The organism is Novosphingobium kaempferiae (assembly GCF_021227995.1).
Taxonomy (GTDB): domain Bacteria; phylum Pseudomonadota; class Alphaproteobacteria; order Sphingomonadales; family Sphingomonadaceae; genus Novosphingobium; species Novosphingobium kaempferiae.
In genome coordinates this window covers 4,731,343-4,751,336 of sequence record NZ_CP089301.1, presented here as the reverse complement: position 1 = coordinate 4,751,336, position 19,994 = coordinate 4,731,343, and the positions used below count along the sequence as shown (strand labels likewise).

The 19,994-nt window shown below is 67.1% G+C and carries 22 protein-coding genes; 7 read left to right on the top strand and 15 right to left on the bottom strand.

Features of this window, described 5'->3' with window-relative positions; genetic code table 11:
- The first annotated feature begins 131 nt into the window (after window positions 1-131).
- Window positions 132-425: a hypothetical protein gene (locus LO787_RS21590; RefSeq protein ID WP_232493037.1), complete on the top strand. Its 294-nt coding sequence runs from the start codon at window positions 132-134 to the stop codon at window positions 423-425.
- A 7-nt stretch (window positions 426-432) separates the two neighbouring features.
- Here the strand turns inward: LO787_RS21590 and LO787_RS21585 are convergent, their stop codons facing one another.
- Window positions 433-1,071, bottom strand: coding sequence for an alpha/beta hydrolase (locus tag LO787_RS21585; RefSeq protein WP_420847770.1), 639 nt, complete (start codon window positions 1,069-1,071; stop codon window positions 433-435).
- Window positions 1,072-1,253: 182 nt separating this feature from the next.
- Between LO787_RS21585 and LO787_RS21580 the strand changes: the two genes are divergently transcribed.
- A complete protein-coding gene (locus tag LO787_RS21580; protein ID WP_232496390.1) occupies window positions 1,254-2,762 on the top strand; it encodes a YifB family Mg chelatase-like AAA ATPase in 1,509 nt (502 codons plus the stop codon).
- 130 nt (window positions 2,763-2,892) lie between these two features.
- On the opposite strand, the gene LO787_RS21575 is transcribed toward LO787_RS21580, so the two are convergent.
- The 3 genes from LO787_RS21575 to LO787_RS21565 form a co-directional block, all read right to left on the bottom strand.
- Window positions 2,893-4,527 carry a mechanosensitive ion channel family protein gene (locus LO787_RS21575; RefSeq protein WP_232493035.1) on the bottom strand — a complete coding sequence of 545 codons (1,635 nt, stop codon included), beginning with the start codon at window positions 4,525-4,527 and terminating at the stop codon, window positions 2,893-2,895.
- A 162-nt stretch (window positions 4,528-4,689) separates the two neighbouring features.
- Window positions 4,690-5,454 (bottom strand): esterase/lipase family protein, encoded by a 765-nt coding sequence (locus LO787_RS21570; protein ID WP_232493034.1) that lies wholly within the window; start codon window positions 5,452-5,454, stop codon window positions 4,690-4,692.
- Window positions 5,455-5,485: 31 nt separating this feature from the next.
- A complete protein-coding gene (locus LO787_RS21565; RefSeq protein WP_232493033.1) occupies window positions 5,486-6,034 on the bottom strand; it encodes a DUF3617 domain-containing protein in 549 nt (182 codons plus the stop codon).
- 101 nt (window positions 6,035-6,135) lie between these two features.
- Here LO787_RS21565 and uvrB point away from each other — a divergent pair, with 101 nt between their 5' ends.
- The 3 genes from uvrB (at window position 6,136) to LO787_RS21550 (ending at window position 9,018) form a co-directional block, all read left to right on the top strand.
- Window positions 6,136-8,322: an excinuclease ABC subunit UvrB gene (gene uvrB, locus LO787_RS21560; protein WP_232493032.1), complete on the top strand. Its 2,187-nt coding sequence runs from the start codon at window positions 6,136-6,138 to the stop codon at window positions 8,320-8,322.
- A 68-nt stretch (window positions 8,323-8,390) separates the two neighbouring features.
- The gene (locus tag LO787_RS21555; RefSeq protein ID WP_232493031.1) at window positions 8,391-8,753 is read left to right on the top strand and encodes a type II toxin-antitoxin system RelE/ParE family toxin; all 363 of its coding nucleotides are present in this window, start codon (window positions 8,391-8,393) and stop codon (window positions 8,751-8,753) included.
- Window positions 8,728-9,018, top strand: coding sequence for an addiction module antidote protein (locus LO787_RS21550; RefSeq protein ID WP_232493030.1), 291 nt, complete (start codon window positions 8,728-8,730; stop codon window positions 9,016-9,018). The genes LO787_RS21555 and LO787_RS21550 overlap by 26 nt, the downstream gene beginning before the upstream one ends.
- An 87-nt stretch (window positions 9,019-9,105) precedes the next feature.
- On the opposite strand, the gene LO787_RS21545 is transcribed toward LO787_RS21550, so the two are convergent.
- Both LO787_RS21545 and hemF read right to left on the bottom strand, forming a co-directional pair.
- Entirely contained in the window at window positions 9,106-10,371 is a 1,266-nt protein-coding gene (locus LO787_RS21545) for an MFS transporter (protein WP_232493029.1), read from the bottom strand.
- A gap of 529 nt (window positions 10,372-10,900) precedes the next feature.
- A complete protein-coding gene (gene hemF / locus LO787_RS21540; protein WP_232493028.1) occupies window positions 10,901-11,764 on the bottom strand; it encodes an oxygen-dependent coproporphyrinogen oxidase in 864 nt (287 codons plus the stop codon).
- 90 nt (window positions 11,765-11,854) lie between these two features.
- Between hemF and pdeM the strand changes: the two genes are divergently transcribed.
- Window positions 11,855-12,547, top strand: a complete 693-nt coding sequence (pdeM, locus tag LO787_RS21535) for a ligase-associated DNA damage response endonuclease PdeM (protein ID WP_232493027.1) — start codon at window positions 11,855-11,857, stop codon at window positions 12,545-12,547.
- Between the two features lie 165 nt (window positions 12,548-12,712).
- Window positions 12,713-13,234 (top strand): translation initiation factor IF-3, encoded by a 522-nt coding sequence (gene infC, locus LO787_RS21530; RefSeq protein ID WP_232493026.1) that lies wholly within the window; start codon window positions 12,713-12,715, stop codon window positions 13,232-13,234.
- A 79-nt stretch (window positions 13,235-13,313) separates the two neighbouring features.
- Here infC and LO787_RS21525 read toward each other — a convergent pair whose 3' ends face one another.
- The 9 genes from LO787_RS21525 to LO787_RS21485 all read right to left on the bottom strand — a co-directional run bounded on the left by LO787_RS21525 (window position 13,314) and on the right by LO787_RS21485 (window position 19,938).
- Entirely contained in the window at window positions 13,314-13,811 is a 498-nt protein-coding gene (locus LO787_RS21525) for a hypothetical protein (protein ID WP_232493025.1), read from the bottom strand.
- A complete protein-coding gene (locus LO787_RS21520; RefSeq protein ID WP_232493024.1) occupies window positions 13,808-14,320 on the bottom strand; it encodes a D-Ala-D-Ala carboxypeptidase family metallohydrolase in 513 nt (170 codons plus the stop codon). Before LO787_RS21520 ends, LO787_RS21525 begins: the two co-directional genes overlap by 4 nt.
- A 232-nt stretch (window positions 14,321-14,552) precedes the next feature.
- The gene (locus LO787_RS21515) at window positions 14,553-15,089 is read right to left on the bottom strand and encodes a J domain-containing protein (protein WP_232493023.1); all 537 of its coding nucleotides are present in this window, start codon (window positions 15,087-15,089) and stop codon (window positions 14,553-14,555) included.
- 125 nt (window positions 15,090-15,214) lie between these two features.
- On the bottom strand, window positions 15,215-15,751 hold the full coding sequence (gene pal, locus LO787_RS21510) for a peptidoglycan-associated lipoprotein Pal (protein WP_232493022.1): 537 nt from the start codon (window positions 15,749-15,751) through the stop codon (window positions 15,215-15,217).
- A 137-nt stretch (window positions 15,752-15,888) separates the two neighbouring features.
- Window positions 15,889-17,265 (bottom strand): Tol-Pal system beta propeller repeat protein TolB, encoded by a 1,377-nt coding sequence (tolB, locus tag LO787_RS21505; protein WP_232493021.1) that lies wholly within the window; start codon window positions 17,263-17,265, stop codon window positions 15,889-15,891.
- Window positions 17,262-18,278: a hypothetical protein gene (locus LO787_RS21500; protein ID WP_232493020.1), complete on the bottom strand. Its 1,017-nt coding sequence runs from the start codon at window positions 18,276-18,278 to the stop codon at window positions 17,262-17,264. The genes tolB and LO787_RS21500 overlap by 4 nt, the downstream gene beginning before the upstream one ends.
- A 24-nt stretch (window positions 18,279-18,302) precedes the next feature.
- Complete coding sequence (locus LO787_RS21495) at window positions 18,303-18,749, bottom strand: ExbD/TolR family protein (RefSeq protein ID WP_232493019.1); 447 nt, start codon at window positions 18,747-18,749, stop codon at window positions 18,303-18,305.
- On the bottom strand, window positions 18,749-19,456 hold the full coding sequence (gene tolQ, locus LO787_RS21490) for a protein TolQ (RefSeq protein ID WP_232493018.1): 708 nt from the start codon (window positions 19,454-19,456) through the stop codon (window positions 18,749-18,751). The genes LO787_RS21495 and tolQ overlap by 1 nt, the downstream gene beginning before the upstream one ends.
- Window positions 19,453-19,938, bottom strand: coding sequence for a YbgC/FadM family acyl-CoA thioesterase (locus tag LO787_RS21485; RefSeq protein ID WP_232493017.1), 486 nt, complete (start codon window positions 19,936-19,938; stop codon window positions 19,453-19,455). Before LO787_RS21485 ends, tolQ begins: the two co-directional genes overlap by 4 nt.
- Window positions 19,939-19,994 lie beyond the last annotated feature (56 nt).

The following is a 19,994-nucleotide window of genomic DNA, read 5'->3' as shown; positions in this document are numbered from 1 at the left end:
GGGCGCCGATACTGAAGCGCCGTTCGAGAGTCAAGGCCGAGTGCCCCGCGAATGCTTCATCCGTCGCGAAAGGCGGTCCGTCGCAAGCCATGGTCACTTCCCCATTTACCAGTATGGCGCGCGCCCGGCCGATGACCGATCATGCCCGCGCACGGATGGCAGGCAGGGGATCGATTTTGCAGGACGATGCCAGCGAACGCTTCGGGGTGCTGGTCGGCTGGACCTCGCAGGATCTCGGCTCGCGCATGATGCTCTCGGTCCAGACGCATGAGCGGGACACCTGGGCGCACAAGGACGCGCCCGCCGTCACCCGCATCATGATGACCAAGAGCCAGGCGGCGGTACTGGCTAACTATCTCATCAGGGCCTCGGGGTCGACGCCGCCGCCAAGGAAGCGCGGCTGGCTGGCGTCGCTGTTCGGCTGATTGGAAATCAGGTGCCCAACGGCACCCACAGGCTCATCTCGCCCGCGCCGAACCAGCGGGCGGAGGAGAACGGCACCGAATTGGTCATGGCATAGAACGCCTCCGCCTCGCTCGGGCTCATGCCCATCTGGCGGTAGTAATCGGTGTAGCGGCGATTCTCGGGCGCGGTGGCGGCGTAGTCCGAGGGTTCGAGGCCGGTGTCGTCCTGCCAGGAATGCACCGCGAACTCGGAGCCCGCATCGGCATAGCGGCGCGATCCGGCAAGGAACAGCTCCACCCCGCCCGATCGCACCGAGCCGCCGCTCGGGACATGCGTGGCGATGCCCTTCGCGCGGATCATGCGGCCGACTTCGAGGTTCGCGAGGTCGTCCTCGGTGCCGGGGCAGTCGATCATCTCGATCATGCCGATGCCGGGATGGTCGCGCAGCATCGCCGCGAACTGGCCGGGCGTGCGCGTGTCGGTGACGTCGACGAGCGCGGCGCGGCCTTCGTCGAGCACGCGGAACGGGCCGTAGGCGGGGCCGTCCGGCAGCGCGGCGGTTTCGACAGCGGTGGTGAAGAGGGTGCGCTCGCTACCGGTGACGACGGAATCGGCATAACCATCGACGCTCTCGTACTCGATCACCTGTGCCGACAGGGGGGACACAGCGAACAGGCAGCCAAGTGCGAGACATGCGGTAAGCGAGCGCATTGACAGCCTATGCCGAGGATACCCTTACCCACGACCTCACGGGTGCGGTTAAAGTGCTGTAAGGCATGAATTTGGCGATGGCCGAAGCGCGGCGGATCGCGGATAGACCGGGGCCGTTCTGCAAGAGAGGCTCGTCCGTGGTCGCCATCGTCTCGACTGTCGCGTACCTCGGGCTGGAGGCGCGCGCCGTCGAGGTGCAGTGCCAGATCGCGCCGGGGATGCCGGGCTTCACGCTCGTCGGCCTGCCCGACAAGGCAGTGCGCGAAAGCCAGCAGCGGGTCAGCGCGGCCCTCACCGCGATGGGCCTTGCGCTGCCGCCCAAGCGGATCATCGTGAACCTCTCCCCCGCCGACCTTCCCAAGGAAGGCAGCCACTTCGACCTGCCGGTGGCGCTCTCCCTCCTTGCCGCGATGGGGGTGATCGACGCCGAGCAACTGGGCGATTTCGTGGCGGTGGGCGAACTCGCGCTCGACGGGCGGGTAATCCCCTCCCCCGGCGTGCTGCTCGCCGCGCTTCATGCCAGCGAGCATGGCCGGGGGCTGATCTGCCCTGCCTCGCAAGGGTCGGAGGCCCGTTGGGCGAGCGGGGTGCCGGTGGTCGCCGCGCCAAACCTCATCAGCCTGCTCAACCACCTGCGCGGCCAGCAGGTGCTGCTCCCGCCCCCGCCGGGGGAGGTGGAGGCGCCCACGCACGGCCCCGACCTGCGCCGGGTCAAGGGGCAGGAAACCGCCCGCCGCGCGCTGGAGATCGCGGCGGCGGGTGCGCACAACCTGCTGATGGTCGGCCCTCCCGGCGCGGGCAAGTCGCTGCTCGCCTCGTGCCTGCCCGGCGTCCTGCCCGAACTCACCCCGGCAGAGGCGCTGGAGGTATCGATGGTGGCCTCGGTCGCGGGCACGCTGGAGGGCGGACGCATCAGCCGGGCGCGGCCCTACCGGGCGCCGCACCACTCCGCCTCGATCGCCGCGCTGACCGGCGGGGGCATCAAGGTGCGCCCCGGCGAAGTCTCGATGGCGCATCTGGGCGTGCTGTTCCTCGACGAACTGCCCGAGTTCCAGCGCCAGGCCCTCGATTCGCTACGCCAGCCGCTGGAGACCGGCGAAGTCACCGTCGCGCGGGCCAATGCGCACCTCACCTATCCGGCGCGGGTGCAGCTGGTGGCGGCGATGAACCCGTGCCGCTGCGGGCATCTCGGCGACCCCGCCCTCGCCTGCTCCCGCGCGCCGCGCTGCGCGGCGGATTACCAGAGCAAGGTGTCCGGCCCGCTGCTCGACCGCATCGACCTGCATGTGGAAGTGGACCCGGTGCGCGCCGCCGACCTTGCCCTGCCCCCGCCTGCCGAAGGCAGCGCCGAAGTCGCGGCAAGGGTCGCGCGCGCCCGGCAGGTCCAGACCGCGCGGCTGTCAGGCACCAAGGCCCGCTCCAACGCCGAACTCGACGGCGACCTGCTCGAAGCCCACGCCACCCCGGACGAGGCGGGACGGCGGCTGCTGATGCAGGCGGCGGAGGCGATGCGCCTGTCCGCGCGCGGCTACACCCGGATCCTCAGGGTTTCCCGCACGATCGCCGACCTCGCCGGGTCGGAAGCAGTCACGCGCATCCACGTCGCCGAAGCGCTGAGCTACCGCCGCCGCGCGCCGGTGAACTGAGCAACGCCTCATTCCCTCTTTCGTCATTGCGAGCGTAGCGAAGCAATCCATGGTCGGCTCCTATGCTGGGTTGGACCGCGGGATTGCTTCGCTACGCTCGCAATGACGATTCAAGGAGACGTCGGAACCCTCACGAAGGCTCCGCGTCCACCGCCAGCGAGGCGGGCCGCTCGGTTGGGGCCTTGTGCGGCGTGAGGTGAACGGTGCTGGTCGGGAAGGCGATGCCGATCTCGGCCTTTTCCAGTCCGGCGAAGATCAACAGCAGCAAGTCCTGCCGGATCACCAGGCTCTCGTCGAAGTCCGCCGCCTCGATGTAGGAGAACACCTCGATATCGAGCGAACTGGCCCCGAAGTTCTTGAACCGCGCCCGCGCGCCCGGCTTGATGATGCGGTCGTGGCCGTTCAGGATGTCCTCGATCAGCTCCACCGCCTCCAGCAGCTTGGCCGAGCCGATGCCGTATTCCACCCCGATCAGCGGGTTGAACAGGAAGCGGTCGCGCTGGGCGTAGTTCTCGATCTGGCGCGAGGAGAAATCGCCGTTGGGAATGGTGACGACGGTGCGCTCCAGCGTGCGGATGCGGGTGGAGCGGATGCCGATGTCCTCGATCGTGCCGGTAACGGTGCCCACCTTGCAGAAGTCGCCCACCTGCACCGGCTTGTCGGCGATCAGGGTGACGCTGCCGACGAGGTTCTCGACCGTCTTCTGCGCGCCGAGCGCCAGCGCGATACCGCCGATGCCGAGCGCGGCGACGCCCGTCGTCACGTCGATGCCGAAGGTGTCGAGCACCGCCACCACGGCGATGAACAGCAGCAGGATCTTGGCCGCGCGGCGGATCAGGGTGACGACGGAGACCGCCTGCCGCCGCTCCTGCCCGACCATGCGGCTGATGAGCAGGCCCGATACCGAATCGACCATGCGGAACAGGAACCAGGCCAGCGCCACCCACGCGAAGACGCCGACGTAGCGCAGCAGCAACTGGCGCGCGACGATCGAGACCGGCATCGAGCCCGCCCAGATCGTGAAGACAACCGAGGCGAAGAACAGGCTGAGCGGCGGCATCGCCGCCTGCGTCAGCCGGTAGACGCGGCTGTTCTCCTTGTCCGCGATCATGCGGCCCATCGCGAACAGAATGCCCGCGTTGACCGCCTGGAAGCCGAGGAACACCAGTGCGGCAATGCCCAACAGGCGGACCCAGTCCTCCAGCGACGCGCCCGCGATCTCCGGCCCTTCATCGGCCTCCGGCGCGGTCTTCGGCTGGAGCGTATGCGCCGCCGCGCTCGTCTCGCGCGAAATGCGCCATACCCGCGCGCCCGAGCGGGTGGTGCCGTGGGTCAGGACGATCGGGGTCTTGTCAGGATCGGCAAGGTTGCCGACGCGCTCCTCGTTCGGTTTCAGGCCATCGTCGAGCACGCCCGCCGCATCGTCCGACAGCGCGCCGAACGGCAGCAGCGAGCCGCCCGCGTCGAGCACCGCCTGCATTTCCTTCGCCAGTTGCTCGCCGTTGGAGCGCGCATCGAAATAGTGCGCGGCCAGCGCATAGTCCCGCTCGGCCAGCGCCGAAAGCAGCCCGGACACGGCATCGCGCGGCGTCTCGCGGCCATAGGGATCGGCCACGGGCGCGGGCGCTGCGGCAGGCGTCGGGGCGGACGTCTCGGCCGCCTTGGATTCCTCGGCTGCGGGAGTGGGGATCAGCTGCGCCTGCGCGGGCGAGACGATCAGGGCGAACCATGCCAGCGCCCAGCCGCGGGCCACCTTGCGCAACATCGGGAAACGATCTCCTTCGGGGTATCTGTACGGGCGGGCCTAAGCCGCTGGATCTTCGCCATTTCCAAAGCAATTGCGAAAACGCGAGCCCCGCGCGGGACGAGCCGTGTGCGGGGTAGCCATGCATCTCGATGACGACAACCGCGTGACGGCGGAACGCCGCTACTCCTTCACGTCCAGCTGGCGCAGCACCTCCGCCACCACCTTGGGCGAGCTGGCGAAGTCGAGGTGGCTGCAGCGGATGGCCACGGCGCGGTCGCGTTCGTGGGGCCAGCCGGCGGCGGCGCGGGGCTGGATGATGCCGTCGCGCGGGCTCCACAGCGCCACCGTCGGCACCGGCGGCTTGACCGAGAAATCGCAGTCGATCGGCGGGCGGTCCACCGAATGCCCCGTTACCACCTGATAGGCCTTCCACGCATTGTTGGCGCGCGGGTCGCCGGAAAACGGCGTGCCCATGGTGATGACCTTGGCGACGAGGTGCGGCTCGCGCCGGGCGATCTCACGCGCGAACAGGCCGCCGAGCGACCAGCCGACGAGCGCGACCGGGTGCCAGTTCTCCCGTGCGATGATCGAGACGCGCCGCATCAGGTACGAGAAATTGCGTTCGTTCGGCCCGAGGTTGAGCCCCAGCCCCCACTGGTGGACATGGTGCCCCGCGGCCGCGAGCGCATCGGCCATCGGCTTCATCCGCTTGGGATGCGAGCCGAAGCCCGGCAGCAGCATGACCGGCATCGGGCTCACGGCCGACTTGACCGCTTGCCCGCGATGCCCACCGCGATAGAGCGAGCGCAGTTCGGCCCACATCAGCTCGATAGGGGGCTTGCGCACGCCTTCGGGGTGCTGTTCGCGGGCAAAGGCGGCGCGACGCGCGATGGCGTCGCGCAGGGATCCTGCGAAGCGTTCCTGTTCCTCGTCCAGCGGATCCATCGGCCTTCGCGTTACCTCATGATGTCTTTCACTACGATGTCGGGCACTCGCCGAGGCGGGTGGTCGTCAGGTGCATCGTCATCTTCATCGTGCCCATCGGCGCGGTGCCGCCGCTGGTGTCCATGTCCACCGTGACGTCTGAACCGTCGCGGCTGACCGTACCCTTAAGCTTCATGACCGCCTTGCCTTCCTGCGCGGACTGGCAATCCATCTGGGCATCGAGACGGCCGCCATCAACGTCGAACTTCGAATAAGAACACTCGTTCCCCTTGCCGACGCCCTTGAACATGTCGCGATAGCCCTTTTCGGCGTCGGCTTTCGTCAGGCACAGGGTGCTTTCCTGCTTCGCGGTCATCATCGCCTTCATCTGGTCGGCGGCTTCCTTGGGCATGCCCGGCACCTCGAAGCGGGTGATCTCGACCGTCTGTTTGTATTCGCCCGGGTCGGGGGTTTCGAGCTTGGCGGCCTCCTGCTTCACCGCCTCGGCAGATTTCGGCCCTTCGGCGGCGGTGTCGTCCTTCGATCCGCATGCAGCCAGCGCCAGTGCGGCGGCTGCGGCGATCATGATCCTGCCCTTCATCGTGTTCTCCTCTCCAAGAGATAAGGGCGAGGTATCACCTCCCCTGCGCACACACCAACGTCCTGTTGCCGAGCGCCGGGATATACCCCATATGTTCCGCCATGGCAGAGCTCATCATTCGCCGCGGCCTTGAAGAACCCGATACCACGGGCGCCTTCGTCCCCCACAAGCCGCAACGCCCCGACAAGTCGATGCCCGGACGGCCGTTCAAGATCGTCTCGGACTACGCCCCCGCCGGCGACCAGCCGACCGCCATCGCCGACCTCGTCGCGACGGCCGAGGAAGGCGAGAAGACGCAGGTGCTGCTGGGCGTGACCGGCTCGGGCAAGACCTTCACGATGGCCAAGGTGATCGAGCACCTGCAGCGCCCCGCGCTGATCCTTGCCCCCAACAAGATCCTGGCCGCGCAGCTCTATGGCGAGTTCAAGGACTTCTTCCCGGACAACGCGGTCGAGTATTTCGTCTCCTACTACGACTACTACCAGCCCGAAGCCTACGTGCCCCGGTCGGACACCTACATCGAGAAGGAAAGCTCGGTGAACGAGGCGATCGACCGGATGCGCCACTCGGCCACCCGCGCGCTGCTGGAACGGGACGACGTCATCATCGTCGCGTCCGTGTCGTGCCTCTACGGCATCGGCTCGGTCGAGACGTATTCGGCGATGATCTTCGACCTGATCACCGGCAAGGCGCAGGACCAGACCGAGATCATCCGCAAGCTCGTCGCCCTCCAGTACAAGCGCAACGACGTGGCCTTCGCGCGCGGCAACTTCCGCGTGCGCGGCGACAACTTGGAACTGTTCCCCAGCCATCTGGAGGACGTGGCCTGGCGCATCAGCTTCTTCGGCGACGAGATCGAGGAGATCGCCGAATTCGATCCCCTCACCGGCAAGAAGGGCGCGGTGCTGGAGAAGGTGCGCGTCTATGCGAACTCGCACTACGTCACCCCCGGCCCGACGATGCGGCAGGCGAGCGAGGCGATCAAATTCGAGCTGACCGAGCGGCTGAAGGAGCTTGAGATCGAGGGCAAGCTGCTGGAAGCGCAGCGCCTCGAACAGCGCACCAACTTCGACCTCGAAATGATCGCCGCCACCGGATCGTGCAACGGGATCGAGAACTACAGCCGCTTCCTGACCGGCCGCCTCCCCGGCGAGCCGCCGCCGACGCTGTTCGAATACCTGCCCGACAACGCGCTCCTCTTCATCGACGAGAGCCACCAGACGGTGCCGCAGATCGGCGCGATGGCGCGCGGCGACCACCGTCGCAAGATCACGCTGGCCGAGTACGGCTTCCGCCTGCCCAGCTGCATCGACAATCGGCCCTTGAGGTTCAACGAGTGGGACGCGATGCGCCCGCAGACTTTCGCGGTTTCCGCCACGCCCGGCGGGTGGGAGATGGAACAGACCGGCGGCGTCTTCGCCGAGCAGGTCATCCGCCCGACGGGCCTGATCGACCCGCCGGTGGAGATTCGCCCGGTCGAGGATCAGGTGCAGGACTGCATCGCCCAGTGCAAGGAAGTGGCCGCCAAGGGCTACCGCACGCTCGTCACCACCCTCACCAAGCGTATGGCCGAGGATTTGACCGAGTTCATGCACGAACAGGGCGTGCGCGTGCGCTACATGCACTCCGACGTCGAGACGCTGGAGCGCATCGAGCTGATCCGCGACCTGCGCATGGGCGTGTACGACGTGCTGATCGGCATCAACCTGCTGCGCGAGGGCCTCGACATCCCCGAATGCGGCCTCGTCTGCATTCTCGATGCCGACAAGGAAGGCTTCCTGCGCTCGGAAACCTCGCTCATCCAGACCATCGGCCGCGCCGCGCGCAACGTCGACGGGCGCGTGATCCTCTACGCCGACCGCATCACCGGCTCGATGGAACGGGCGATGGCGGAAACCGACCGCCGCCGCGCCAAGCAGGAGGAATACAACCTCGAACACGGCATCACCCCGCAGACGATCAAGCGCCGCATCGCCGACATCGTGGCCGACACCGCCAGCCGCGACGGCGTGGTCGTGGACCTCGAGGACGACAGCACCAACAACCTCGTCGGCCACAACCTGCGCGCCTACATCGAAGACCTCGAAAAACGCATGCGCGCAGCGGCAGCGGACCTGGAGTTCGAGGAAGCCGGCAGACTGCGCGACGAGATCAGGCGCCTGGAACAGAGCGAACTCGGACTGCCCGAGGCCGAACACAAGGCACCGAGGGTCGGGCGCAGCAACGAGGGCAAGCCGGGAACGCGCAAGATGCGGTTCGGCAAGACGCAGCGGAAGTTCGGGAGGTAGAGGACGAGGGCCGCTTTCACGGTTTTAACTTCATCGTCGCAGCGTAGCGGTGATGATCCGCAATCACGATGCCGGACGAATTTGACGACAAACTGAATGTCCTTTACAAAGGACAAGTCGAGATCATCGAGTCAGGAGTGTTCAGAACCTGGCTCGATGACCTTCGAGATCGACGAGCGAGAGTCCGCATAAACGATCGGCTCAGGCGCCTCGCCGATGGACATGCGGGAGATGCCAAGCCGGTCGGCGAAGGCGTGCAGGAACTGCGCCTGCATTTCGGTCCGGGCTACCGGATTTACTTCATGTGGCAGGAAGACGTCCTCGTCATCCTGCTGAACGGCGGTGACAAGGATTCCCAGTTCCGTGATATCGCCAAGGCCAGGGAGATGGCCAGGGAGATACGAGATGGCTTTGAAATTGTATCCTTTTGATCCCGCGAGGCACCTCGAGACGGAAGAGGACATCCTCTACTACCTCGAAGCGGCGATGGAGGGGAACGACCCCAAGCATATCGCCAGCGCCCTCGGCGACGTGGCACGCTCGAAGGGCATGACCGAAATCGCGCGCAAGACCGGTATGGGGCGACAGGCGCTGTATGCCGCGCTTTCGGAGAACGGCAATCCGACGCTGGAAACCCTGACTTCGGTCCTGACCGCGCTCGGCCTCGAACTGACGGTGCAGAAGCCGGCGGCGTGATACCCCAGTTCGTCATTGCGAGCGCAGCGAATCAATCCAGCGACGTGGGCCGACCTTGGATTGCTTCGCTGCGCTCGCAATGACGAACTAGGGCCGCGTCTCCGGCAACCTCCACAGCACCGGCAGCACGCCCAGCGCCACCAGTGCGATCATCACTCCCGGCGCAGTTGGCGCAGCGGTGCGTTCGGTCAGGACTTGCGCCAGCCATGGGGTGAGGCCGCCGAACAGCGCGGTCGCCGTCGTTGCGCCGAGCGCGAGGCCGCTGAGGCGACCTTCGGCGGGCATCTGTTCGGCCGTCGCCACCGCGCCGACGGCGCTGACGCCGCCCGCCAGCATCGCCAGCACGACCGCGCCGGTCAGCGCCGCGCCTGCGGAGGCGCCCGCCAGCAGGCTGAACAGCGTGAAGGGCAGCGCGGCGCACAGGATCGCCAGCGCCACCAGCACCGGGCGGCGCCCGAAGCGGTCGGAGGCGAGGCCCACGAAGGGCGTCACCACGATCACCGCCGCCGCCGCGATCGTCGCCAGTTGCAGGGCCTCCGCCTCGGTCAGGCTGCCCGCCGAAGTCAGGTAGACCGGCACATAGGTGATCCCGACGTAGTACGTGATCGAGCCCAGCGCCGAGATCGCGAAACCGCGCGCTATCCCGGCGCGGTGGCGCGACAGGGCATGGCCGAGCGGGCGCTTCTCTAGCGTGCCCGCCTCGCGCCGTTCCTCGAACTCGGGCGATTCGGCCATGGCGGCGCGGGCCAGCAGGATCACGCCCGCCAGCGCCGCGCCGAACAGGAACGGGATGCGCCAGCCCCAGCCGTCGAGCGCGGGCGTCGGCAGCAGGCTGACGGTCAGCGCCGAGACGCCCGCCGCCAGTAGCCCGCCGATCTCGCTGGTCGCCGCCGCCAGCGACGTCACCAGCCCGCGCCGGTGCCGGGGTGCGCCTTCGAGCAGGTAGGCGACGACCCCGGTGTACTCGCCGCCCACCGCGAAGCCCATCACGCAGCGCAGGGCCAGCAGCAGCACGCCTGCCATCGGCCCGATCTGGGCGGCGGTCGGCAGCAGCGCGGTGACGAGCATCGCCGCCGTCATCAGCGCCATCGATGCCAGCAGCGTCGCGCGCCGTCCGTGCCGGTCGCCGAAATGGCCGAACACCATCGCCCCGACGGGCCGCATGAGATAGGCCATGGCGAAGCCCAGCAGCGCCGTCAGCACCGCGTCCTCGCCAAGGAAGAACACCCGCGACAGCACCGTCGCGAGGTAGAGGTAGAGCGTGAAGTCGTACCACTCCACCACGGTCGAAAGCGCCGCCAGCGCGAGCGAGCGCCTATCCAGCGAGCGGGGGGCGAGCGGGCGGGAGATCATGGGCGCAAGCGTAACGGGGGGAGTGTGCGCGGGCAACCGGGGCTCCCCGTTTCGTCATTGCGAGCGCAGCGAAGCAATCCAAGGTCGGCCCGTGACGCTGGATTGCTTCGCTACGCTCGCAATGACGAAATGAAGAAGCGCTCTCTCCGCCCCTCGCCCCTGCGCAGGCAGGGGCCCATCAGGTCTTTCGGCACGACACCTTGCTCACCGTAAGGACGCGAGCTTGGGATAGGCCCCTGCCTGCGCAGACGGCGTAGAGGTCAGGTTGAAATGCGGCGCACGCGCGCCCCATTTTCCTACACGGCCCGAATGTGATCTGATGCCGCGAAGGCTCGCCCTCCCCCCTTTCGCGTACCGGCATCGAGCGGCCGGAAAAGCGCTGCACGCGGAAGGTCACACCGTCCGCACACGGAAACCGCATCCGACGGCAACCAAAAACCGATGTTTTCCGCCATTCCTGACCTGCAAAACCGGCTCCGCGCCGCTCAGATCCCCGACACAAACAGCCCGTTTTTATTCAACGAAACCCTCAGCTCCAGGTGGCCTCGGGCGGCAGGCTCATCAGGATGGCGTCGATGTTGCCGCCGGTCTTCAGGCCGAACAGCGTCCCCCGGTCGTAGACGAGGTTGAACTCGGCGTAGCGCCCGCGCCATTCCAGCTGGGTCGCCTTGTCGGCGGGAGTGAACTCCATCCCCATGCGGCGACGGACGAGGCGAGGGAACACGGCGAGGAACGCCTCGCCTACGGCCTGCGTGAAGGCGAAGTTGGCCTCCCACGCGGCCTCGTCGGCGCATTCGAGGTGGTCGTAGAAGATGCCGCCGACGCCGCGATGGACCTTGCGGTGGGGGATGTAGAAATACTCGTCGGCCCAGGCCCGGAAGCGGTCGTAGTAGTCCGCGCCGTGGGCATCGCAGGCCGCCTTGAACTCGGCGTGGAATGCCTCGGTATCCTCGGCATAGGGCAGCGGCGGGTTGAGGTCGGCCCCGCCACCGAACCACGCCTTGGTGGTGGTCAGGAAGCGGGTGTTCATGTGGACCGCCGGGACATGCGGGTTCGCCATATGCGCGACAAGGCTGATACCGGTGGCCGAAAAGGCGTTGTTCTCGGCCGAAGCACCGCTGATGGTCGCGGCGAAGTCCTTCGCCAGCCCGCCCGATACGGTGGAGATGTTGACGCCGACCTTTTCGAACACGCGCCCTTTCATCAGGCCCCGCGTGCCGCCCCCGGTCTCGGCGCCCTCACCCTCGACGGCGGCGCGCTGCCAGGGGGTGTAGTCGAAGGCGGAGTCCGAACCGGCCTCGCGCTCGATCGCCTCGAACTCGGCGCAGATGCGGTCGCGCAGGGTGCGGAACCAGTCGCTGGCGCGGGCGGTGAAAGGGGTCCAGTCAGTCATCGGTGTCCTCATGGCAGGGTCCGCCCGTTCTGGCAGCCTTTGCTTTGCGCGGCGCTTGCCAAATCGGACAGGCTGCGGCAAGGGAAAGCCATGGTTCCCTTTTCGTTCTGCGGTGAGGAAATGCTGCTGCTCGACGGCGGCGGCAAAGGCGCGAGCGCACTCTACTGGCCGCGCGAACAGGCACTGCTGGTGGCGGACCTCCATCTGGAGAAGGCCAGCTTCTTCGCCCGCACCGGCCAGATGCTGCCGCCCTACGACAGCCGCGAAACGCTGGAGCGTTTAGCATCGGCAGTGCGGGCTACGGGGGCGCGGCGGGTCTTCGCGCTGGGGGACAATTTCCACGACAGCCGCGGGCCGGACCGGCTGGAACCCCACGCGGCAGGGATGCTGGCCGCCCTCACCCGCGCGCTCGACTGGGTGTGGATCACCGGCAACCATGATCCGCATCTGGGCGCCGAGGCAGGCGGGACGCGGCTGGAGGAACTGGTGCTCGGCGGGTTGGCGCTGCGGCATCAGGCACTGCCGGGGACGCAGGAGGCGGAAGTCTCGGGCCATTTCCACCCGCGCCTGATGATTGAGGCGCGCGGTCGGCGGATCGCACGGCCCTGCGCGGTGCGCGGCGGCAACCGGCTGATCCTCCCCGCCTTCGGTGCGCTGACCGGGGGCATGAACGCGGGCGATCCGGCGATCCTCTCCGCCCTGCAACCGGTGGAGGCGATCGAGGCGCTGGTTCCGGCGCGCGGGCAGCTTGTGCGTTATCCGCTCTGGCGAAAGGCGGCATGAATACCTATATCGCGCGCCTTGCCGGGAAACCGGCTCGGGGCCCCAGATGCAGCGTTGCGAAATCCCGCTTTGCGCGGGAGCACGAATCGCATTAATGACCGCCGAATCCCGCCACGTCGACAGTAACGACTCAGGAGAACGCATATAGCACCCCCACCCCGGCGCATGATGACGCCACCGGTCAAGAGTGGACCGCGCTACAACAACATGATCCAGACCGACAAGGTTCGCGTCATCGACGAGAACGGTGAGAACCTCGGCGTCATGTACACGCGCCAGGCGATCGAGCAGGCCATGGATGTCGGCCTCGACCTCGTTGAGGTTTCGCCGAACGCCGACCCGCCGGTGTGCAAGTTCCTCGACGTGGGCAAGTACCGGTACGAGGCGCAGAAGAAGGCCAACGCCGCTCGCAAGACGCAGAAGACGCAGGAGATCAAGGAGATCAAGATGCGTCCGAACATCGACGACCATGACTACGACACGAAGATGCGCAATGTCGTGCGCTTCATCGAGGACGGAGACAAGGTCAAGGTGACGCTGCGCTTCCGCGGGCGCGAGCTTTCGCACCAGCAGCTCGGCATGGACCTCCTCCGCCGCGTCCAGCAGGACGTCGAGGAAATCGCCAAGATCGAGGCCTATCCCCGCATGGAAGGCCGCCAGATGCTGATGGTGCTGTCGCCGAAGTAAGCGACGCTCGCCAGTGGAAGGCAAATGCGAAGGGCGCGGCCGGTGGCTGCGCCCTTCGTCGTTTCCGGCAGCAGCCCTGTCAGGTCGGCGGCGTGGACAGATCCGGCGGCGTGCCCGGCTTCGGTTTGCCCCGGCGCAAGCGCATGACGGCGGGCGGATCTGCGCCGTCGGTCTCCTCGAGAAACACCAGCCCCTTCCCCTCCAGCACCAGCGCCGCAGCGCCCTGGGGCCGGATCAGGTGAAGCGCGCAGCGCATCTCGCCCAGTTCGGACTGCTTCGTCGGCAGTACTCCGAGCGCGGTCAGGTTGCCGAACTCCTGCCGCAGCACCTGTCGCGTCACCGGTCCGAAATCGCGGTTCGTAACGAAGGCGATGCGTGTCTGCGCCCTCCCCGCCATCACCGTCACGATCTTGGCATGAACCGAGATGCCTTCGTCCGGGCGCGTTCCGTTGACCCAGTCGCCGAGGAAATCGGCAATGTGGCAATCCGGCGTCAGCCTCGTAGCGGCGGGAGAGCATCCCTCCAGCGACAGCGCGCCCGCAAGGAACAGCAGGGCCCACGTGGTCCGGCCACTCATGTCTGCAACCCCGGCAGGTAGGTGATCCGCCCTGTCTTGCGGTTCTTCTGCGCGGTCAGCACGGAGCGGCGGTTGCCCTGCCGGACCAGCGAGCAGTGAACCCACCCGGACGACGGCTCTCCGGCGGTGTAGAACTCGAGGATGAGTTGGTCGAACACAAGGTTGCCCTTGATCCAGAGCGCGATCTCCGCATTCGCGATGCCCGGCACCTCGAAGTCGACGGCCTCGGCTTTCATGTGTTGCGACTTGACCGAGCCACCGACGAGATCGTTGACCGCCTTCGAACGATAGCCGCTATTGACCTTGACCGACCGCCCGAACTGGCCGCGCACTCTCTCCAGAACCCAGTGGCAGATATATTGCAGCCGCAGGATCTCGTCCGGACTGGAGGGCCAGTTGTCCGCGCCGTGCGTGGTCCTGATGAGTTCGGAAAGGCGGAAATGCGGCGTGAGCATGATGTCGCGCCGCTGCTCGATCACGGCTGCGAGGCTCTGCACATCATAGTTCATCCCGACTCCTTCCAGGCGCCTGGGCGTCATCCGGGGGATCAGATGTTCTGCTTATGCGAACCCGCCCGAACGCTCCGCCGGAACATCCGGCGGCAAGCCACTATTCGATCATCAGCGCGAGCCCGGGATCGGCAATCGATTGATACCGTCCATTTCGGAGTAGCAAGGTTTGCGACCGACGCAAGCCCGCTACACTTAGGTATCGTAGCCTGGATACCCCGATTCGAGACGCTCAGTTACCCTTCCACTCGCGGCGCTCTTCCGCTGCGCGCAGGACTTCGTAGGCAAGCTGATAGGTCTGGAACGCCTTGGCGGCCTCCGGGTCGTTGGGCTTGACGTCGGGGTGGACTTCCTTGGCCCGGCTGCGCCACGCCTTGCGCACTGCGTCGAAATCCGCATCGGGATCGAGGCCGAGAGCTTCAAGTGCCCGCAGTTCATCGCGACTGCGGGTGCCGTCGCCGGAGCCGCCCCAACCGTAATGCGCGGATTCCTTGTAGCCCGAAGTCTCCGCCTGCTCGCTCGCCTCGCGCGCCGCGGCTTCCTCGGCGTCGAGACCGGCGAAGTAGTCCCAGCCCGCGTTGTATTCGGCGGCGTGCTTCTGGCAGAACATCCAGCGATCGGGGCTGTTCGGGCTTTTGGGCGCAGGACAATCGCCCGGTTCATTGCAGCCGTGCCGGTCGCACAGGCGCACCTGCGCTGCCTCGCGCGAGCTGCCGTAGCCGCGCCAGCGCGGAAAACCCCAGTCTGCGGATCGGCGTGCGCGGCTCATCCGGTCGGCGATACGCTGCGAATCGACTGCGATGCAACCCTTCGCGGCTGCAAAATTACGAAGCCCGAATGCAAAAAGGCCCGGCGCAGCACGCCGGGCCCTTCGCTGTTCGACCAGTCGGCCGATCAGTCGATCGTGACGGTCACCGCGCGGCGGTTCTGCGCCCACGATGCCTCGTCCGAGCCAAGCGCGATCGGGCGCTCCTTGCCGTAGCTTACGGTGGTGATGCGCGAGGGGTCGATGCCGAGGCTCGCCAGATAGTTCTTGGCGGCATTGGCACGGCGCTCGCCCAGCGCGATGTTGTATTCGCGGGTGCCGCGCTCGTCGCAGTGGCCTTCGATGGTGGCGCGCTTGTTCGGATACTGCTGCAGCCACTGCGCCTGCTTGGCGAGCGAAGCCTGATCCTGCGCATCGACGTCCGACTTGTCGAGGTCGAAGTAGATGGTGTCGGCACCCATCATCTTGGCGACGAAGTCAGCCTGGCTGCCGGCGGCCGGACCGTAGGATTCGGTCGGCTGCGTGGTCGAGGTCGCAGGGCCCGGATCGGGGGGAAGCTGCGCCAGAGCCTTCTTGCCGCAAGCGGAGATCGCCAGCGCGCCTGCCACGACGAGCGCCGTGGCGCCAACGCGGCTGATATGCAGGGATGAGAGGGAGGAAGGCATCGACAGTCTCCTAAGCTGCTCGACCCGATAGAATGGGCGGCAGGCGTGATAGTTCCGTTCAATTTTCTACACAGCGAACCTGAACACAAGCCAACGAGCCCGAATTTCTTCGAGCTCGCTGCCTTATGCAAGCGATATCAAGGCCGGATAGGGCCCCAGGCCGGGTCCGATGCCCCCACGGGGGTGGGCAGCTTGCGCTCGTTGCGGCCGGTCAGGTCGACCTGCCAGATGGAGGCGACGCCGGTGCTCTTGGTGGTGCGGAAGAACTGCACGATGCGGCCGTTGGGCGACCACGTCGGCGCTTCGTCCTGCCACGAATCCGTGAGGTGGCGCATGCCTCCGCCGTTCGGGTTCATGACCGCGACGCGCAGGTTTCCGGCGATGTGCGTGAAGGCGATCTGGTCCCCGCGCGGGCTCCATTCGGGCGTGGCCGCACGGCCGCCAAAGAAGCTGATGCGGCGCTGGTTCGAGCCGTCGGCGTTCATCACGTAGACCTGCTGCGAACCCGAGCGGTCGCTCTCGAACACGATCTGCGAGCCGTCCGGCGAATAGCTGCCGCCGATGTTGATGCCCGGGCCGTTGGTCAGGCGCTGCGGCGTGCCGCCACCGGCCGAGGAGATGCGGTAGATGTCGGTCGTGCCGCCACGCGCCATCGAGTAGAGCACCCACTTGCCGTCCGGCGACCAGCGCGGCGCCAGCGTCGGCGCGCCGGTGCGGGCGATCAGGGTCTGGCGATCGGTCGCCAGATCATACGCATAGATGCTCGGCTGCCCGTTGAGGTAGGACAGGTAGAGGATCTTGCTGTAGTCCGGCGAATAGCGCGGCGTCAGCGCCATCGACTGACCGCTGGTCAGGAAGCGGTGGTTCGCGCCGTCCGAATCCATGATCGCGAGGCGCTTCATGCGGCGGTCCTTGGGACCGGTCTCGGCGATATAGGCAATCTTGGAGTCGAAGAACGGACTCTCGCCCGACAGGCGCGAGTAGACCATGTCGGCGCATTTGTGCGCGGCGCGGCGCCAGTCGGACGGCGGAACCTGCCAGCCACCCTTCACCAGCTGCTGCTTGAGCTGCACGTCGTAGAGATAGCACCCGATCGTCAGGTTGCCGTCCCCGCCCGAGCGCACGAAGCCCTGCACCAGCATGTCCGCGCTACGCGAGGACCACGTGGCGTAGTCAGGCGCCTGCACCTGCGCATAGGCGGGCTGCGGCAGGCCGTCCGGACCGGAGGGCTTGAACAGGCCGTTGTTCTTGAGGTCTCCCGCGACGACCTGCGCAAGCGCGCGGCCGAGCTGGCCGGTGGTGCCGGCATTGGTGCGGGTCGGCACGTCCTGATCGGTCGCGAAAGTGGTAATGGCGATGCCGAGATCGTTCCAGGCGCTTTCGTCGGAAACGGTGACCTCAAGCCCGCCGTCTTCCTGCGGCGGCGGTGCATTCACCACGGGCGCCTGCTGGGCGAAAGCCGCGCCCGATACCGTAAGCATCAATCCCATTGCGATAATGCGGGTTATCTTCATTGCGATAGCCTTCTGTCAAACGTGGTCGTGACGACCTTCCAGCCCTCGTAGAGGTCGTCGGGCAAATCAAATGGTGCAGCGAGCTTCACGGCGCGCACGGCCTGTTCCTGGTGGCGGGCCACCTGCGCCTGGTTGGAAGCGGTGACGCCGCTGGTGCCGATCACCTCGGGCGCACTGGCCAGACTGCCATCGCGGTTGAGGCGGAACCGCACGCGGGTGACGAGCAGTTCGACGTCCGCGCCCTGCGGCGCCTGCCAGTGCGGCTTCAACTGCCGATTGATCGCCGCACCCAGCGCCGAGCGCGCCGAGGCGCCGATGGCCGCTGCGGGCGTGCCCGTCTGCTTGGGCGCGCTCGCTCCGGGAGTACCCGCCTTGAAGGCATCGTCGAACGCGCTCGTGCCGGCCTTCTTCGGCGGGGTGTTCGCCTTGCTGGACGAGCTCTGGCCGGTGGTCGCAGGCTTCGGCGACGGCTTGTTGACGATGGCGTCGATGGCGTTCGACTTGCGCGGGGGCTGGGCCGGCTTGGAAGCAGGCTTTGGCGGCGCAGGCTTCGGCTTGGGCGGCGCGGGCTTCGGTTGCGGCTTCGGCTGAGGCTTCGGCTTCTCGACCGGCTTCGGCTTGGGCTTCGGAACGGGCTTGGGTTCCGGCTTCGGCTCCGGACGCGGCTTCTCGACCGCGCGCGGTGCGGGCTCAGGCGCAGGAGCGGGTTCCGGCTCTGCCACCGGCGCAGGTTCAGGCGGCGGCGGTGCAGCCTCCGGCGCGGGTTCGCCCTGTTCCGGGCTCTTGTCGGGGCTCGCCTCGCCGGGATCGGGCGCGGTGGAGGTCATGCCGACCTCGTCGCTGATCGTCACCTCGATGCGCTCGGGCGGCTTGACCACGTCGTTCGAGCGTGGGCCGAACAGGATCAGGCCCAGCACCGCGACGTGCAGAAGCACCGCGACGACGAGGCCGATCCGCTCTTCCTTGCGCATCCCGCCGGAATGCTTGGTCGGATGTCCTGCTGCCGATGCCATCAGGCCGACCCTACCCGACGCGCCTTAACCGCCGCTGACATCGGTCACCAGCGAGATCGAGGTGAATCCGGCGCGGTTCAATTCGCCCATCACTTCCATCACGCGGCCGTAGTCGAGCGCCTTGTCGGCGCGCAGCGTCACCAGCGGCGGCTTGCCATCGGGACCCGGCTGGGTCGCGGCGAGGCGATCCGCCAGTTCACCGGGGGCAAGTTCGTCGGTCTCGTAGAATACCGCGCCATCGCGGCGCAGGGTGATCGTGATCTGGCCCTGCTCCTCGCTCATCGCCTTGGCGCGGCTTTCTGGCAGTTCGATCGGCACCGCCGCCTTGAGCAGCGGCGCGGTGACCATGAAGATGATGAGGAGCACCAGCATCACGTCGACCAGCGGCGTGACGTTGATCTCCGCCATCGGGCCACGACCGCCGCGCCCGCGACGGCGACCGCCGCCGCCTCCGGACATTCCCATGGCCATCAGCGCTGCTCCAGCTGGCGGGTCAGCGCGGCGTGGAGGTGATCGGCGAAGCGCTGGAGGCGCGCCTCGAAGCCGTTAACGCGGTGCGAGAAGCGGTTATAGGCGATGACCGCCGGGATCGCCGCGAACAGGCCGATGGCGGTGGCGAAGAGCGCCTCAGAAATGCCCGGCGCGACGACCGCGAGCGAAGAATTCTGCTGCTGCCCGATCTGGAAGAAGCTGTTCATGATGCCCCAGACGGTGCCGAACAGGCCGACGAAGGGCGCCACCGAACCGACGGTCGCAAGGAAGTTCAGACGATCGGAAAGCTTCTCCGCTTCCTCGCCCACGGACGAGTTCAGGATCGTCGCGATGCGCTGACGGGCGCCTTCGATGTCGATACCGGCACCGACGTTGCGCTTGAATTCGCCGAGGCCCGCGCCCGCGACCTTGCCCATGGGCACGTCGCCGCGCTTGCGCTCTTTCTGGTAGACGTCGAAGTTCTGGGCTTCCCAGAAGCCTTCTTCGTACTCGTCACAGCGGCGGTTGACCGCGCCGATGCGCAGCATGAAGGTGATGATGATCGTCCAGACCCACACGCTGGCGAGGATCAGGCCGGCCATGATCGCCTGCACGACGATGTCGGCATCGAGGAACAGTTTCACCGGGTTGAGATGGTCGTTGTCGCCGGCGAAGCTGATGGTCGAGGCAAGCAGGTCGAGCGTCATTCTGGTCCTTCCGGGGCCGGAGCGGCGATGGGAATTAGGGTTGTGAAGGCCTGTTGCCAGGCTTCGGGCTGTCGGCGCGGTCGTCCTTCAGGGCCGATGAACCCGACCTTTACGAGCGCCTCGCAAAGTCGGACACCCTCCCGCCAAGCGGTCTGGCGCAAGGTACAGGCGACCCGGCCCACATTGACCGCCGAAGTCTCGATCACGACGGTATCGCCGAGCCGGGCGGGCGCGAGATAGCGCAGGTTCGCCTCGGCTACGGTGTAGAGCCCGGTGCCGTCGTCGAGCGCCTTGCGCTGGTCGATGCCGAGCACGTCGAGCAGGTCGGACCGGGCGCGTTCGAACCAGCGCAAATAGTTGGCGTGATAGACCACGCCGCCCGCGTCGGTGTCCTCGTAGAACACGCGAAGGGGATAGCGGTGGACTTCGCCGTCGATCACGCCGGAAACCGGCGCGAGGGGGGGAACTGGTGCGTCCGTCATTGGGGCCGGTTGTGTAACGGGCAGGCGGGCGACTTCAACCCCGGGCCGCCAATAAG